The organism is Chitinophaga sp. (genome assembly GCF_036566945.1).
GTDB lineage: Bacteria > Bacteroidota > Bacteroidia > Chitinophagales > Chitinophagaceae > Chitinophaga.
In genome coordinates this window covers 1-17,171 of record NZ_DATCVJ010000661.1, presented here as the reverse complement: position 1 = coordinate 17,171, position 17,171 = coordinate 1, and the positions used below count along the sequence as shown (strand labels likewise).

Annotated in this window: 10 protein-coding genes; 4 read left to right on the top strand and 6 right to left on the bottom strand. The window is 46.1% G+C overall.

Annotation, left to right across the window (positions count from 1 at the left end; translation table 11 throughout):
- Both VIP81_RS20140 and VIP81_RS20135 read right to left on the bottom strand, forming a co-directional pair.
- Positions 1-1,234, bottom strand: a 1,234-nt coding sequence (locus VIP81_RS20140) for an ATP-binding protein (protein WP_331965315.1), incomplete at its 3' end; no start/stop codon positions are given.
- Between the two features lie 230 nt (positions 1,235-1,464).
- Positions 1,465-2,124 (bottom strand): suppressor of fused domain protein, encoded by a 660-nt coding sequence (locus VIP81_RS20135; protein ID WP_331965312.1) that lies wholly within the window; start codon positions 2,122-2,124, stop codon positions 1,465-1,467.
- Positions 2,125-2,443: 319 nt separating this feature from the next.
- Here VIP81_RS20135 and VIP81_RS20130 point away from each other — a divergent pair, with 319 nt between their 5' ends.
- The 4 genes from VIP81_RS20130 to VIP81_RS20115 are packed head-to-tail and all read left to right on the top strand — an operon-like array spanning position 2,444 to position 8,864.
- Entirely contained in the window at positions 2,444-5,638 is a 3,195-nt protein-coding gene (locus VIP81_RS20130; RefSeq protein WP_331965309.1) for a SusC/RagA family TonB-linked outer membrane protein, read from the top strand.
- Positions 5,639-5,669: 31 nt separating this feature from the next.
- Entirely contained in the window at positions 5,670-7,193 is a 1,524-nt protein-coding gene (locus VIP81_RS20125) for a RagB/SusD family nutrient uptake outer membrane protein (RefSeq protein ID WP_331965306.1), read from the top strand.
- Between the two features lie 29 nt (positions 7,194-7,222).
- Positions 7,223-7,876: a hypothetical protein gene (locus VIP81_RS20120; protein WP_331965303.1), complete on the top strand. Its 654-nt coding sequence runs from the start codon at positions 7,223-7,225 to the stop codon at positions 7,874-7,876.
- A gap of 25 nt (positions 7,877-7,901) precedes the next feature.
- Positions 7,902-8,864 carry a hypothetical protein gene (locus tag VIP81_RS20115; RefSeq protein WP_331965300.1) on the top strand — a complete coding sequence of 321 codons (963 nt, stop codon included), beginning with the start codon at positions 7,902-7,904 and terminating at the stop codon, positions 8,862-8,864.
- Between the two features lie 54 nt (positions 8,865-8,918).
- Here the strand turns inward: VIP81_RS20115 and VIP81_RS20110 are convergent, their stop codons facing one another.
- The 4 genes from VIP81_RS20110 to VIP81_RS20095 are packed head-to-tail and all read right to left on the bottom strand — an operon-like array spanning position 8,919 to position 16,626.
- Positions 8,919-10,148, bottom strand: coding sequence for a DUF4998 domain-containing protein (locus VIP81_RS20110; RefSeq protein ID WP_331965297.1), 1,230 nt, complete (start codon positions 10,146-10,148; stop codon positions 8,919-8,921).
- Between the two features lie 53 nt (positions 10,149-10,201).
- Complete coding sequence (locus VIP81_RS20105; RefSeq protein WP_331965294.1) at positions 10,202-11,455, bottom strand: DUF4959 domain-containing protein; 1,254 nt, start codon at positions 11,453-11,455, stop codon at positions 10,202-10,204.
- A 50-nt stretch (positions 11,456-11,505) separates the two neighbouring features.
- Complete coding sequence (locus tag VIP81_RS20100) at positions 11,506-13,416, bottom strand: RagB/SusD family nutrient uptake outer membrane protein (protein ID WP_331965291.1); 1,911 nt, start codon at positions 13,414-13,416, stop codon at positions 11,506-11,508.
- Between the two features lie 18 nt (positions 13,417-13,434).
- Positions 13,435-16,626: a TonB-dependent receptor gene (locus VIP81_RS20095; RefSeq protein WP_331965288.1), complete on the bottom strand. Its 3,192-nt coding sequence runs from the start codon at positions 16,624-16,626 to the stop codon at positions 13,435-13,437.
- Positions 16,627-17,171: the final 545 nt, after the last annotated feature.

Sequence of the window (17,171 nt, the reverse complement as noted above, 5' to 3'; positions counted from 1 at the left end):
AAGTTTCTCCCGCCAACTCCGAAGTTTCTCCCGCCATTTCCAAAGTTTCTCCCGCCATCTCCGAAGTTTCTCCCGCCATTTCCGAAGTTTCTCCCGCCAACTCCGAAGTTTCTCCCGCCAACTTTCCTATATTCTTTGCTTTAAACTCAATCATAAATCCAGAAAGGTCATAGTTAAAAGCTGGTTCTGGAAGACCAGCCCTTATACACTCATTCATTATCTTTATGGTGCCCCGGCCCCAGGTTTCAATTAGTCCTACGCGAAAAAAAGCGGTAGCAATATCCGGATTGTAAGGAAGGGAGGGATGTTTTCGCTTTAACCGCTCTACTGTCCAATCGTCCGGCAGGTGTCCCGGGTTCCAAAAAATAATTTTATCATCATATACACTGATCTGGACGGGAACTCCGCGGCTATAATCCTTATGTGCAATGGCATTTAAAATAGCCTCTCTAATGGCCGCCTCCGGGAATGGATAGGCCTCCACTCTGGTAATCCCTTCATAACTAATGGCCGCCTTCAAATATTTAGTCAGCAAGAGATCCATGACTTTGTTCACCTGTTCAAAAAGACAACCATGAATAGTATCCTGAAACAGCAAATCATCATCGGTTCTGAAAAAACCAATCTTTACAAAGGCACCCGAAACAAACTTCTCCGGGTCAGGATGGAAAAGTAGCACCGCTGCCCGTTTTAAATAGGTCCCGTCGTAAAGGTTGAGATGCCCTAGCAATAATTTATTGGCTTCTCTCAGCATATCCGGTGGCAACCGGCCACTCTGGGTGGCATTTCTTCGAAAAAAAGAAAAAGCATCTTTGCTCAGTGAGCCTATCGGCACCTTCGGAACAGGTACTCCATCCCAACGCTTCCCCTGTCGCTGTAAAAGAAATTTATCCAGGGCCGCCCCTTTTAATTCCTGTTTAGTGCTACCACTTCTGTAATGATACTGACCTTTATAGCTAACCAGGTGAGGATAAGCGTCCACCATTACTTCCAGATATTGCGTTTCTTTTTCTTCCTGTATGTTTACATCGACGATAATCCCCAACATGTCCCTTACTTTATTAGGTATTTCCTCCAGCAGTTGATGCGCATTGTTAATGCCAGTTATCATACCGTCATCATTTATTCCAATAACAAGCGTACCGCCCTGCGCATTTGCAAACCCGCATATCCACTTAAGGTACTCATCACGCCAGGTTTCTTTCCATTCTATATTTTGATTCTCCTTCTTCATACATGATTCATTGTTAACAAACCTAAATAATCTCTGATGGTGGAAATTGGTGGCAGCGAGGCCATTGTAACTAACTGAGTTCAGCAATGCCGGTCCCTATTGAATAAGCAATGCTCATCAACAGAAAGCAAATCAGATAGTGCTTCGTGAGGAATTAATTTGGGAAGGGGTAACTTAGATTAAGTTAATGAAATTTTCTGTTTCATACAGAAAAAATGGAAATTATTTTTTTAAAACCTCCGCTCCAGATCTGTTATCAACAACGGATTATCTTTCTTCAATTCATTAATCAATTCAGCCACCGTATTCACCGTAGGATGCTGCATCACCTTTTCCAGTTCAGCGTTTGTTACTCCCACTAATTGCAGGAAAGACACCTCGCCATGAGGCGTTTCTATTCTGCCCAGTTCCGGGTCCAGCGCCAGTACAAAACCGGTGATTTCAGTCTCCGTGTCCAACCTGATGGGCCCTTTGGCAGGAATGAAATGGTTTTCTTCAAACCAGCGGCCACTTTTAAATACATATCGGGCCAGGTTATTCATTACATGCACCGCCCATATCGGATCTTCTTTATCTTTTGCAAATGGCTTCAGCCGGAACGTAAATTCAAACCCCCATTTGCTGAAGTCACCACCCGCCTTTTCATGATCATAATACAATTCCGACATGCCATAACTGATCATATGCCGATGCGGTTCCTGTTGGCCGGAATCAAATATGCTCACGCCATCAATGGGATCGGTGCCGCCGGCAGCGAAATGTATGCCGCAGAGCGGTCCGTAATGACGTGGCTCCGTTTTACCATAAACGCTTTCCAGCGCACTGTCTATTGAAAGCCAGCCCACTGCATCATCTTCCTTATATCGTTTTTTATATGCTTCTGGTGTCATGGGAAAATGGGGATATCTATCTCTAATATAATATTATTTATTAAAAAGCGAAAGGCCATACTTGCCGATGGCTAAACCAGAACTTAACCAAAATTCGATTACAAGAAGTTAAATTCTGCATATTAATAGAAGAATTAAACTCTAATTTTAATGTCATATTGACACTAATTAATTTAGCACCTGGAAATTCACAACGTTATAGCGTATTATCCCTTTTCCCCTTGCCATTTCAGATGACGGTGACCGGCTGTTATCATTCACCAATCGTGCTTTGCTTACTTAGGCCAATAAAATATTAACCAAAATCAAATGAATTAATATGCAAGAATGCCTTCGATTCCCATGGCTATTATGTTGTATCATAATAGCATCCCTGCATGAAGTAAAAGCGCAACAACCGGTCACCGTATCCGGCATTGTAAAAAGTACCGACGGAACAGCACTGCCAGGCGCCAGTGTTGTGGAAAAAGGATTCCCCGCCAACGCGGTGATGACAGACCCTAACGGCAATTTCTCTTTGCGCCTGATGCGGGAAAACAATGTACTGCTGATCAGTTATATCGGTTTTGAAACCACCAACATCAAAGCTGCCACCGGAAAAATGCAGATTGTCCTGAAACCCTCCCAGAAAGCACTGAATGATGTAGTCGTTATTGGCTACCAAAGCGTGAAAAGAAGAAATGTAACGGCAGCCGTTTCCTCTATGAGTGGAAAAGACATACAAGATATGCCACAGGCCAGCTTCGATCAAATGCTGCAGGGGCGTTTAGCCGGCGTAAGCGTACTTTCCAGCACGGCAGAACCCGGACAACGCACCAATATAGTCATCCGGGGAGCCACCAACGTGGATTACGGAAACGCCAACGGCGGAAACACCGGCCCCCTATACGTAATAGATGGCGTCATCTTCGACATTAATACCATTGGCAGCTCCTACAGCGGTACCAACCCACTCAGCTTAATCAATCCCAACGATGTGGAATCCATCGACGTACTCAAAGATGCCTCCGCATCCGCTATCTATGGCGCACGTGGCGGAAATGGTGTCATCATCGTGAAAACAAAAAGCGCTAAACGGGGAAGACCACAAGTATCTGTATCCGGTTATATAGGCGCCACCACACAACCCGCCCTACGAAACGTCACCACCGGCGCAGCGGAAAGAAGATTAAAAATGGACCTCATCACCCGCCTCGCTCCCTACACGGAGATCAGAGACGGATATATCCCCGCTCAACTCACAGACAGCCTGAATCCGGCCTTCAACAACAACATAGACTGGCAGGCCATGATGGTGCGCGACCAGGCATTGGTGAACAATGAAGATCTGGCCATTGCCGGTTTTCTCGGCAGCGCCAACTACCGCGTTTCCTTAAATCATTATAATGAACAGGGACTGCTAAAAGGATATTCAATAGACCGCCTCTCGCCCAACCTGAACTTATCTGTAAGCCCCCGAAAAGGACTACAGGTAAATACCAACCTGATGATCACCTCCGAAAAACGTAATCACGGAACCGGCGGTGGCGCCGGACAACTTTTTGCTTCCTGGAATTTCCCTACTTCTTTTACACAACTCACCCCACAACAAATTGCCTTATTCAGCGGCCAGGCCAATCCATTCGACGACAATAATATTTTCGCCTATAATGGCTCCATCGGCGTAGTAGATACCCTCGTAAAAAATGTAGTGTTTCATAGCACTTACGCTGCTAATAATTATATAGACAAATGGGCTTATTTTTCTCCAAAGGAATTAAATGGTATTTCCAACATGGCCTTTGATATCACGTCCAGCAACCCTTCCTGGTCGTTTGAAAATTATGCGGAATACAATACCCTGCTCCACAAACATCATATTAACCTGGTAGCAGGCGCCTCTGCTTATGCGGTAAAAAACTACAGTACCTGGGCGCAGGCACAAGGCATTTCAGTAACCGGTATACATACCCTGCAAACCATTCCACCAGGATCTTCTCTGAATGTCACCAGCAGCCAGCAGAAAAAAACTACCCTGTCGTACTATGCCCGCCTATCCTATGATTACGAGGGTAAGTATATGCTCACCGCCTCTTTCAGAAGAGATGCCAGCTCCATCTACAGTCCCGAATACAGATGGGGTACTTTCCCCGCGTTCTCTGCCGGCTGGATTTTGTCAGATGAACATTTTTTCCAACCCCTCAAAAATGTGGTAAACTTCGTGAAAGTAAGAGCCAGCTGGGGTATTACCGGTAATGATCCCGGCTCTTTCTACGCCAAATACCAGGGCCTTTACAATGATGGCTCCTTCCTCGGTGGCAGCACCGGCATCATTGTCCCTAACGGTACATTCCCTATTGCCGGCGGTACGCCTTCTACCTATAATGGAACTCCTGTCATCTCTCCCTACCCTTATTACAACGGCTTTACCTCACAGGGAATCAGTGCGAGTAATAGTGTGAGATGGGAACGATTTATCCAACCGGATTTCGGAATCGATCTGTCGATGTTTAATGACAGAATAGGTATTACGGCAGACTGGTACCGCAAAGATGCAAAAGACAAATACTTTTACCAGGTGCCGGCGCAAACCACCACCGGGTACCGCTTCTACGCAGGCAACTTCGCGGATGTGCGCAATGAGGGAATAGAACTGGCCATCAATACACACAACTTCAGTCCCCGGGCTGCCTTTCAATGGAACACCAACTTCAACATCTCTTTCAATAAAAACTATGTAACCCGGCTCCCTAATAACAATCGCGATTTTCTGTTTGGCGAATCCTGGTTCCAGCAAACACTCACCATGGGTGAACCGCTGTACAACTACAAAGTATACAACATCAACGGTGCTTTCCCAACAGAAGCCAGCGTGCCAACAGATCCTATGACAGGCAAAAAGCTGACCTACCTGGGTAAAACGCTACACGCCGGCGATCCCAATTACCAGGACATGAACGGTGATTATAACATCGACTACGATGATAAGGTAATTGCCGGCAACCCACTCCCTAAAGTAACCGGTGGTATCGGTAACAGCTTTAGCTACAAAGGCATCAGCTTAAATATATTTTGCTCTTTCCTTACCGGCAGAAAAATTTTCAATGGCTACCTGTCTGATGCTTTAAACGGCAGCAGGGCCTATTCCTGGTGGGGCACCAATGCAGGACCTGCTGTGCTTACCAATGTATTAAACCAGTTCTGGCAACACCCCGGAGATGTGACTAAATACCCTACGCTCGTTTCTTCCGATGGTTCCAGCGATCGTTATAATATAGCCAGCTCCTATTTCGTGGAAGATGGCAGTTTCCTGCGTGTAAAACAGGTATCCCTGTCGTACAACTTTCCGGCCCGCTGGGTACAGTCGATGCGCATCCGCTCCTTCAACGTTTTCGGAATGGCCGACAACCTCCTGACCTTCAAAAGAAGTCCAACGATTCCTGATCCGGAACTGGTAGACCCTACCACAGGCTCTTCCAACATGGCCTATCCCGCTGTCAGGAAGTTTACCATTGGCATTAGAGCGGAACTATAAAAAAATTCTACCTCATTCTAAAATATCAGCAATGAAACCAATCAACTGGCTTATTCTGTTTACGATATCTACCATGATGTTTATCTCCTGCAGGAAATTCCTGGACCAGGACCCCGATAGTCAGGCTACCGACCAAACTACGTGGAAGTCCGAAGGAGATGCCAATTCCTCTGTAGCCGCCTGTTACTCGCTGCTCAGGAGTGCACTCAATGCTTCTATCACGCATTATGCCTACGGCGATTTACCCTCCGATGAATTTAATAGTGAATTTGTGAGCGGCGGCTCCAACGACTCTTATAAAAACGTGGCCAGCATGAAATGGGAAGGCAGTATTCCGCCGGCCAACAGCTATGTGGAACTCCTCAAACTAAGGGTGTACTCAAATTTTTACACTACCATTGCCCAGGCCAACCGCTGTCTGCATTTCCTGGAACCTATGCCGGCTACTGTATTTGCCGGTAATGATGCTGCCGCACAACAGGCAAAGAAAAATCAGTATATCGGAGAAGCTTACTTCGTACGGGCGTTCGCGTATTTTTATATGGCCAGGGTATGGGGAGATGTTCCCCTGGTAACCAATTACTACCCCGATGTTGCCACCGCTCCGCAGGTAGCCCGGTCACCGCAGAAAGAGATACTCGCCCAATGCATCGCTGATCTGGCACAGGCAAAGAAATACCTGCCCTGGAAAGATGATAACAATCCCGATAAAATTGTGAGAGGAGATAAAGGCAACGCATTTGCCCTGATGGCGCACGTCTATGCCTGGAGCAGTAACTACGATAGCTGCCGCATGGCCTGCGACTCCGTGATCAACTCCGGCAGTTATTCGCTCGTGCCTGCCAGCGATTATCTTTCTATCTATAAAGGACAATCACCGGAAGGCATTTTTGAAATTTCCAATAACCAGCTGAAAGAAAGCCTGGTAGCGGCCCAAAGCATCGCAGGTCAAACACTCGCTGCGCCTTATATCAGCAACATTACAACGCCGCTATGGCAGCTGAACGGCGGTGTTGTCAACAATCTATTCTACGACACCACCGACTTGCGGTTTAAAAAATCATTCGTCACCATTGCTACCGGTACCAGCAGCTTCATTTCCTGCATCAAATATTCCAATATTCAATACATCGATCCCAGCAAGCAACCGCAGTTTACCGTAGCGCAAAACAACATCGTGATTTTCCGGCTGGCAGATATTAAACTGCTGAAAGCCGAAGCCATGGCCGCCGGCACCAACACCGACTTTGGCGGCGCATTGGCCATCGTCAATGAAATAAGAGCCCGCGCAGGACTCACCACGCCGCTTACCGGCATTACCGGCCGCCCCTTACTGGATACCATCACCGCAGAACGCGGAAGAGAGCTATTCCTGGAAGGCCACCGCTTTTATGATTTGGTAAGACTCGCCAGAAATACCGGCACCGTGAAATTTCCTTTTATGACAGCAGGTGAATTTACAGCCGGCAAATATTATTGGCCACTGGACCCGAGCCTGTTTCTTACCAATTCTAAATTATTACAAACCCCTTTCTGGCAGGGAAAACTGAAATAAAGTATTGGTTCCATTAAAAAAAATAAACCATGAAAACATTATATCAACAATGGGGATGGCTGATCATGGCCACGCTGACAATAAGCGTCCTATCCTGCAAAAAGGACAACTACCTCACAGATGGAGGAATACATAACGTGAACACTCCCCTGAGTACCTATGATTATTTGAAACAACATAGTGCCCATTATTTCGATACTACTATACTCATCATTGATCATTTCAATCTGAAAGATTCGGTCAATAAATCGGCTACATTTTTCGCCTTTACCAACTTTTCAGTAAAACTGATGATGACAAATCTGAAAGTAAATAGTCTGGAGGAGCTGTACGACAGCGTGAGTTCCAAACTTATTACCCAGTATTTATTTGGAGATGTTATCAGCCTGGATAACACCAGCAGTACGCCCGTATCCAAAACCAACTGGGCCGGCGTACTGGTGCCCTGCGCGGTAAAAACCATTACCGGCTCCTACGCCGTATGGCTCTCCGGATCTGCACCGGTGTTCAATTATAATTCACTGCAATACATCATGGTCAATGGCGTATTAGATGGCGCCCCGGGTGCACCGGAAGGCGATCCGGTTGATGTGGCCATGACCTGCCAGACGACGGGTATTAAAACGGCTACAGGCACTACCCTGCATGTACTGGCCAATAATGCCCCGCTGGCAAAGAGATAATTTATTACTACCCAAACCAACAAATATGCTTTCCAATAAAATAAACCGATTAGCACTCCTTTGCCTGTTACTGGCAGTTTATAGCTGCGAAAAAGTGGAGAAAGGATTTTTAAGTGACAGCATTTACTATATCGAAAATCCTTTTACCGTACAACAAGGCATTACCACCACCTCTTCCACACTGGTAGCCGATGGCTCTACCAGTCCGCTCAAAGTAGTATTGATGGGTATCCGCGATAAAAAAACCAATGCCAGTGCAGACAGCATGTTTATGAAGCCGCAGATGATGAGTACTTATACAGATGCGGTTACTTTTGAAGATTCAACACTGGAAAAACTGAAAGCGAAATTGAGAGACAGCCTCGTAGCGCCTTTCAGCGTCAACCCACTTGGCGGACGACTACAGTTCACACAAACCTCTTTGTTTATTGATCCGGGGACGTATAGCATAGATGTGGCGGTATCCAATATCAAAGGTGTAAAAACGTTGAAAGATGCGTGCAACATCATCGTCACGCCACTCACCACCATCGATACACTCCTTTACAAAAGCTGGACTACCGCCGATGCAGCAGAAAATTTTTATTCCCTGCCCGACGCCTTACAAATGGATATTACACATGATGGACAAGGACCCAATAAAATTATTTTTCAATGGAAAGATAAAAATGGTGAATTCTTCAATCCGGCCGCAGGCGAAGTCTATGGCCGCGCGCAACGCCCCAGCTTCAAACACTGGGACCCTTATTATCCGGAAGTCAAAACAACGACGACCATCGAATATGAATATCCCCAGGGCATTCCTGAATTGCCTGCATTCCCCACCTCGGCTGTTGGATTCGATAATGGTATTTGTTACTACCGGGTGGATCGAAAGTATACGGACATCGGCTTACATGTAAACACCGTTTCTTCTATCAAATATTATGTAACCAAAGGCACGTATACCATTACATATTATCTCAACAATGTGGTGAGGAAAAAATAAAAAACAGGGGGCTGACCAGAAATGATCAGCCCCCTGTTTTTTTTGCAGTTGGTTTTATTGCTTGCCAAACATCGTGATCTCGCTCATATTCACCGAATTGGAATTATTCACGGTATGTAATACCCGGATGCGGATATAACGTGCAGGTGGCGCCTGCGGAATAAAATCAAACTTCATAGCGTTATTACCATCATCGCCTCTGACCGCCGTGGTGAGCAAAGTCCAGCCTTTACTACTCATTTCAGCCGCCCATCCCGGATCGGTACTTTTCAAAGCAGTAGCCGCATTGGTAATATCTGCAATCCCCCATACTTCAAATTCAGATGGATTATTACAACAGTTCCTCCCGGTTTCTTCGATACGTCCAAGGTTGTATATTTTACCCATATCAAAAGTAAGCGTGCGAGGCAACGGTGTGTTGGAACCCTGATCATCACTATGGAAAATATCCGGATAACTTTGCGGTCCTACACTGCCATCCCATAATCTGCTAACACGGGTATCTGACTGGTAAATGCCCATATCATTTGGCAGGTCATGTTCCTGGAATAAACTTTTATCACAGGCTACCAGTTTGTAGATGTCCGGGAAGGTGTCGTAGTTGTTGGTATAAAAAGTATCCAATGCATATCTTCCGGGTATGTAGGAAGACTGATACATCACCGGTTGACCGGCTTTGTAGCCCGGCAGGTTAATACTGTCGGCAGTACCTGGAATAGCAGCAAAGGCTTCCACACCAGCGGCATTGGTGTATTTGATCCGGGTATCAATGTTAATAGTATCCGGTGTGCTGAAAAACAGTGTAACAGTTCCATCTTCCCTTATTTCATAAGGTTTGGCAACATCAGGCAAACGGTTATGTAAAGTACTCCGGTAAATACTGCCATAGGCATGTGCATTATCTATTTCCGTTACAATAGACCTGTTGCCGGCCCTATCGTAGGAATACAGAAAAAACGTATAGGCGTACTCACTCAACCCCGGGATCAGGCAAAGGACCGTATCTGTTGGCTTGTGAGAGGTGGCATTGATCACGACAGAGTCCTGCCGGCTATTCCAGTACAATACATACTTGCTGATACTGGGGTCAGGACTAGGTTTCCAGCCAATCGCCAAACGGCCGTTACCGGGATAGATCGCAATTCCTGAAACCACGCCGGGATACTGGATTTCCGTATTGCCCAGAAAATCCTTGAAGTCAGTGGCCTTCCGGCTACATGCTATGAAGAGGAATACACTACAGATGGGCAAGAGGAGTTTTGTAACTAAGGGATACTTTCTCATCTCATAATATTTTTAATAACATAATTTTAAAAGAATACCAGTGAAGGAAACCACTACCTGTTATCCCCCCATATACTGAGTTCCATGATGTGAAAGAATTCATTACTATGCGCGGCATTGGTCACACATTCAAAACGCATGTATCGCACTTTGGGCAGGTTCAGCGAAAAGTTATACCCAAAGCCGGCATTCCAGAAAGCCAGATCTGCATTGTCGTACGCCGGTGGCACCAGTCCTGAAGGCTGGGCAGGCAAATGGAAAACACCCATATTAATCCAGCCACCCGGTGTTGCCTGTCCTACTGCAGGCAGATTCGTCGTATCCGGTAATATTTCATCTACCGGCTGATCTGCACGGCCCCACATCACCCAGGTTTCCGGATTACCATATCCCCAGAGATAAATGCCATCGTCTAATCCGCGGCCCCAAAGCGTAAAGCGACTCAATTTCGCTGTCTGTCCCATATCGAAAGTCACCCATTTAGGTAAGGGCGCCGTAGTAGGATAAGTAGAGTGATAACCGGGCCTTCCCAGGTTACCATCCCACATGTAACGCAGCTCCCATCCAAAGCTGAAGCCATCGTCAGAATTCAATTTATACACATTAAATTTTGACTTGTCCATCATGGTTTCGTAAAGCGGCTTAACAGTAGCATATACCGTATCTGAAATATTCCCAAATTCATCGGCCAGGTATACGCCAAATTTCGTTGGGATAGTATCATACCCCCTGATGCTATATGAAATATTTGCCTGATCGGTGTAGTTCTGATTCCTGATCTCCATTTTATGCGTGGTGGCATCTTCCGTGATGGTGATAACGCCGATATTATCTTTCGACGGATTGGCCACGTTGATGTTAATTCCACCAAAATCGGCCTGTAGTAAAATAGTAGGAAGTGCCCGCAGATAAGTGGCTGAATCCGGATGTACCGTTACATTCACCGGATCGGACTTTACATCTGCACGGGTAACGGTGTATAACTTTACCGTATAGTCCTGGCTTTTGGCAAAGCCGCCCACCGCAATAGTATCGGAATAAAAGGAAGCTTTGGTTTGCCTGCTTTTGGTATCGTTGATCATATACTCCGCCAGTACATACAGTACATTTTTAGAATCCGGCAGCGTATAAGTAATATAGGCGCCCCCGTTCCTGTTGGTCACTTTAATATTGGAAACCGGCTGTGGTTTGGTTTTGTCATTGGAGATCACCTCGTTATACCCCTCGCTTTTCTTACAACCAAACTGGAACATCAGTAAGGTCACCACTGGTATTAGCACACGGCTTATTTTATATATCGCATCCATACAAAAAATTAAAACTGGTTTGAAATGATTTTATGCTGCCCCTGTTGTTATCACCAATAAGGTGTTTGTATGAGATTAGGATTCGTCAGCATGTCGTAGTCCTGGATCGGAAACAGGTAGTCTCTCAATCCAAATACCGGCTGGTATACGTTGGTCAGCTGATAAAATCCCTGCGTAGTCCGCTGTCTGAAACTCCATCCCTGGAAAGGGCTGCTGAATACTGCCTGTAACTCTTTCCATCTTCTGAGATCCCAGCCCGCCTGTCCTTCAAATGCCAGTTCTATTCTCCTCTCCTGGTGAATAATAGCCCTTAAACCGTCTTTAGAGCTGTATTTTGAGGGATTACGGGAGAAGTTGGACCATGCCTGCACTACTCCGGGTAAACCGGCCCTTTCCCGCACCTTATCGATATAAGTGTATACTTCTGCGCCGGGGCCATTGGCTTCATTTAAGCACTCGGCATATAACAGCCACAAAGCGGGCAAGCGCATAAATGGCCATGAGTAATTGGTTTGTACGGAAGTTTGTCCGAAGGCTGTTTGCCAGGGCACCAGTTTTTTAGGCCAGTAACCAGTTACGTTATAACGGGTAGGCGTATACGCCGCAAAACCATTGACGGCATTGACATAATTCGCATTGTTATCGTCTGTGTTGGCAGAGCCAAACCAGATGCTGCCGTCGAAGGCTACATCTGCATAATACCGGGCCTCCCGGTAAAAGTTACCGCGGGCAGTGGTATATCCTTTGCGGATATAATACCGGTGTGCATCATCACCATTTTGCAGTTTATACCGGTTCGCGTAATCCCAGGTTCTGTCTTCACTGATAGGCACGCCGTTCTGCGTATAAAACAATTCTGATTCTGCCATCGGAACAGAAAAATTGGAATACACGGCAAAACCGTTGGAAGCCGCATCCGCCGTTACCCGTGGCGAAGCCATATACTGCCACCCGAATTGTGGATTGAGGGTCCATATCTGTTCTGTATTCCACGGATCGGTAAGTGCACCCTGCAAGGTGAGCAGCTGTTTGGTGGCGTCGGACATACTTACAATACCGCCGGAGGTGCGGAACTGGTAAAGTGCAGCCCCCGATGATACAGCAGCGTCAATAGCTGTTTTACAGGCTTCTGCTGCACGTTGCCATTTGATAGCATCGTAAGCTGCCGGGAACAGGCTTTCTCCTTCCTTCCCTTTAACCGCCGCATAATCAGGGTTGCCATTAAATAACGGACTTGCCTGCGTAGCCAGCACTTCTGCTTTAACAGCTTTTGCAATCACCGAAGTAATGCGACCCGCTTCTGCACCCGCATTCTGTATCACATCCGGCAAATCGGGCATGGCCTGATCCAGCAGCGTCACCACATACTGGAAACAGGAATCTACTGATTGCTGTTTGAGCCGCGCTTCTGCAGAAGGTATATTGATAGGCAAGGCCACATCCGCAATAGGAATAGGACCATACATCCTGATCAACCAGTAATGATAGTAAGCTTTCAGAAATTTAGCTTCCGCCACCCATCTTTTACGTTGGTATTCCGTCAGGTCCAGCGGCTGATATACATTATCCAGAAAGGTATTACACATGCGGATAGACTGCCACAGGTTCAAGCCCATGTTATATCCATCCCAGTAATTTAGTAAAGGATTGGGACTGTTCTGTAAACCGCGCATCACATTGAAACCATTGTCGCCACCATCACCACCTAATGTTTTCTTATCCAGCAGATCTATAGGAAAAATCACTTCTCCTGAGCTAGTAAAACCCGCGTTGCGTCTTACGTCGGCCAAATTCTGCATATTGGAGTAGCAACCAAAAAGATAGGCCTGTGTTTCATTCGCGTTGGCAAATGAACTATTCAGTGTAGCCACATTGTCCGGCGTAATATCTAAGTATTTTTTACAGGATACTGATAAAATGACCGGCAATACCACCAACAATGTTCTTTTAAAAAATCTCATTGTTTATATTTTTTATACTTAGAAATTAAGGTTTATGCCCAGGTTAAATACTTTCTGAATCGGGTAAGCAAACCCATTACCTGCCTGCTCCGGATCCCATAGTTTAAACTTGCTGAAAGTGAGCAGGTTCAAACCGCTGAAATACACCCGGAAATTGGTGAGGCGCAACGGTGCAATCCATCTTTTCGGAAATGAATAACCCATTTCCACCGACTTTAATCTCATGAAACTACCATCACGCATCCACCAGGTACTGGCTTGCTCGTTGTTGGCAACATGTGAAGTGGAAAGGCGGGGCCACAACGCATACAGATTCTGGTTCTCTTCTGACCAGTGATTGTCTGCGTAAGCCTGCAACAACTGGGCATTGTCTGCGAAGGGGGCCGTTGCTTTAGGATCGATGAAGAAAGATTCCCTGGCCAGTCCCTGGAAAAATGCGCTCACATCAAAGCTTTTATAGCCGAAAGAAAAACCGAAACCATAAATGATCTGTGGCGTAGTGGGCAAACCGATAGGCACCTGGTCATCCTGATTAATCACACCATCACCATTGATATCGCGGTACTTGATATCACCACCTTGCGGGAGCTGTCCAAAATTCTGTACCGGTGAATTCGCGGCTTCTTTATCATCTACAAAAAGACGTTCTGCTACATAGCCAAACTGCTGTGCTGTTGGGTTTCCGGTGGCAAACCTGTAAGCATATTTATATTCCGGTTCTTCCTGCGCGCGGATTTTATTGTCGGTCACGGTAAGATTCGCCATCACGCTGATCCACAGATCTTTTGATAACGCCTGTTTATAATCGAGGTGCAGATCAAAACCTTTTGAATCTACTTTTCCGAGATTCGCCTGCAGGTTGTTGGAAGCAGAACCCTCAATACCAGCGGTAACAGGAATATAGCCGCGTTTAATCAGGATATTGTAGCGGTTTTCATGATAGACTTCTGCGGTTATATTTAGTTTATCGGCAATCGTCATTTCCACTGCCAGGTTGCTTTTCTTTGAGGTTTCCCAGGTAACATCCGGATTAGGATATGCCTGTATGGTAGTTCCTTTGAGGGTAAAACTATTGTTGGTACCGAAGGTAGCGCCCGGGCCATTTGCATCATCCGGCGTTACATTGGAGAGGTAGAAAAACCGCTGACTACCAATATTATCATTACCTACCAAACCATAACTACCCCTGAATTTCAGACGGGAAATAACGTGGGCAATATCACCCTCCCAGAAAGATTCGTTGGATACCACCCAGGCCCCACCGATAGTAGGAAAGAAGCCCCAGCGATGCTGCGGTGCAAATCTTTCTGAACCGTTATAGCCAAAGTTAAATTCAAGAAAATATTTCCGGTCGTATGAGTAGGTAGCCCTTCCGGAAAAACCAAGGTTTCTATAAGGCAAAGACCCCAGCAAACTACCGGCGTTGCCATAAATGGTTTGCTGCCGCGTACCTATGATGGTACTGCTCACATTACTTTTGCCAAAATCGCGGTCGTAGTTCAATGCGCCCTGCAGGTAGATGTAGCTATAAATACTTTTGGCGTTTTCTTTATAGTCCAGGAACTCGCGTGCCTGTCCTGGTGAACTATTCAGCAATGTTAACACATAGGTATTGGCGTCCTGATCGTAGCTGCCCAAACCATAATAGAAAGGAGCATAGGAACGGCTCAGATCAAAATAGGAATAACGGTTGGTACTGAAAATTCCTTTGAAGGTGAGTCCTTTTGTGAGGAAATCAAAATCCTGGTTCAGCTCAAACTGCGCCGACATCCTGGATTCAGAAAAGTTTTTATATCCGTACATCAGATTCGCATAGGGATTATTCAACAGGTTGCCGTCTGCACCAAAGGCACTGCCAAACAAAATATGTTTGGTGTTCACGTTGGCGGCATCCGGTTCATAAAATGCAGGGAATGCTACGGGGCTGGTATGAAGTGCTCTGGAATATAAGTCGGTAGCAATACCGGAAGCATCGCTGGTAATAGGTCCCGTATAGTCGTTGAAGTTACCCCACAGCCGCACTACTGCTTCTGTTGTTTTAGTAATTTTCACATTCACATTCGAACGGAGCTGGTAGTTTTCAAACTTCATTCCGGAGTTAAAATTATTCACCGGGTTCACCTGTAAAATACCGTTGTCGCGTGCATACGAACCGGCGATGTAATACTTGGTCACATCTGATCCGCCCTGCACATTGAAGTTGGCGCGCTTGGTAGTGGTTTGGTCTTTGAACAATGTTTGCATCCAGTCTACTGCGGGGTAAACGAATGGGTTACTCCCCGGCGCCTTATCGATAGTAGCCTGTGTACCCAATATGGCATTAGGTGTATAAAACGGCTTATTCAGCGGATTCCGCGTAGTAATCGCTTCGTTGTATTGCTGCATGAAAGTAATAGGGTCTGCCAGTTTCAGGTTTTGTGTAGGCGTTGAAATAGCATCTTCCAGCCGCACGGCTACCCGGGCTTTACCTGGCTTACCTTCTTTGGTAGTCACGAGAATCACGCCGTTGGCGCCTCTGGCGCCGTACAGGGCTGCTGCACTGGCATCTTTCAAAATAGAAAAACTGGCGATGTCATCTACCTGCAAACGTGCAAGGTCGCTGGCGCTTAACTCTACGTTATCTACCAGGATCAACGGACTGGAACTATATCCCAGCGTGGTAACGCCGCGGATAAAAAACTGGGAGTTATCAGCTCCCGGCTGCCCACCACGCTGAAAGGCAATCACACCAGCCATTTGACCGGCCAACGCATTGGTTAAATTACTGGTCGGAATTTTCAGATCGCCGGGATTGATGCTGGTCACCGACCCCACCACAGCCTCCCGTCTTTGCTTACGCCCAAATGCCGTCACCACGACTTCATCTACCGAAGCCACCACGCTTTTCAGCCGGATAGCATAATCCTTTTGATTGCCAGTCACCACAAATCGGTGTTCAACAAAACCCACAAAGGTTACCTGGATGGTAGCCCCTATCGGCACCTCCAGTATAAATCTGCCATTCCGGTCGGTAGCCGTTCCATTGGAAAGCATTCCGTTTACCGCAATGGTGGCACCTTCCAGGGCCCTGCCGCTGGTATCACTCACCAATCCCGTGATTGTCATCCTGGCCGGTGATTGTGCATAGGCGCTGCCGGTCAGCAACAACAGCAGGAGCAGCAGATAGTGCGGAGCAGATAATACGGCCGGCAGCCCGGCAGTAATTCGCATCTTGTAGCAAGTAAATTTCCTGAACATATTAGGAGCAATTATTGGAAGAATAAAAATTTCATAACGTATTCTAAAGCATAGCAATGCTACCGATTATCCGACCGGACAAACGGTGATCATAAGTATTCGTGGCAACTATTAAAAAAGGAGAAACAGTTTTATTTCATAACGTTTACTTCATTCATTCCGTTTACAACCGGAAATTTGCTAATCTATCGTCATTTGTTTAATTGATATTATTCATCTACAGGAATTTCTTATACTGTCATTATTTGGCTGACGCGTTCCACTATCTCATTTGGTGGCAATATTCCATTCGTCTACAGGAAGCACGTAGGCTATCTTCTTTGGCTGACTCATTCCATGATTTCATTTGGTGGCAATATTCTATTCGTCTACAGGAAGCACACATTCATCTTCATTTGGCTGAGTCATTCCATGGCTGCGATGGAATCTGTTGTCTTATCTGCACCGGATGGAGGCGTGTTTTGTGTGAATATTACACTATCCTATACTATACTATCCTATAGCAAATATATATTTTT

Coding starts and splice junctions, on each gene's coding strand:
- VIP81_RS20135 (WP_331965312.1), bottom strand. CDS start 2,124: ATGACACCAGAAGCATATAAAAAACGATATAAGGAAGATGATGCAGTG.
- VIP81_RS20130 (WP_331965309.1), top strand. CDS start 2,444: ATGCAAGAATGCCTTCGATTCCCATGGCTATTATGTTGTATCATAATA.
- VIP81_RS20125 (WP_331965306.1), top strand. CDS start 5,670: ATGAAACCAATCAACTGGCTTATTCTGTTTACGATATCTACCATGATG.
- VIP81_RS20120 (WP_331965303.1), top strand. CDS start 7,223: ATGAAAACATTATATCAACAATGGGGATGGCTGATCATGGCCACGCTG.
- VIP81_RS20115 (WP_331965300.1), top strand. CDS start 7,902: ATGCTTTCCAATAAAATAAACCGATTAGCACTCCTTTGCCTGTTACTG.
- VIP81_RS20110 (WP_331965297.1), bottom strand. CDS start 10,148: ATGAGAAAGTATCCCTTAGTTACAAAACTCCTCTTGCCCATCTGTAGT.
- VIP81_RS20105 (WP_331965294.1), bottom strand. CDS start 11,455: ATGGATGCGATATATAAAATAAGCCGTGTGCTAATACCAGTGGTGACC.
- VIP81_RS20100 (WP_331965291.1), bottom strand. CDS start 13,416: ATGAGATTTTTTAAAAGAACATTGTTGGTGGTATTGCCGGTCATTTTA.
- VIP81_RS20095 (WP_331965288.1), bottom strand. CDS start 16,626: ATGCGAATTACTGCCGGGCTGCCGGCCGTATTATCTGCTCCGCACTAT.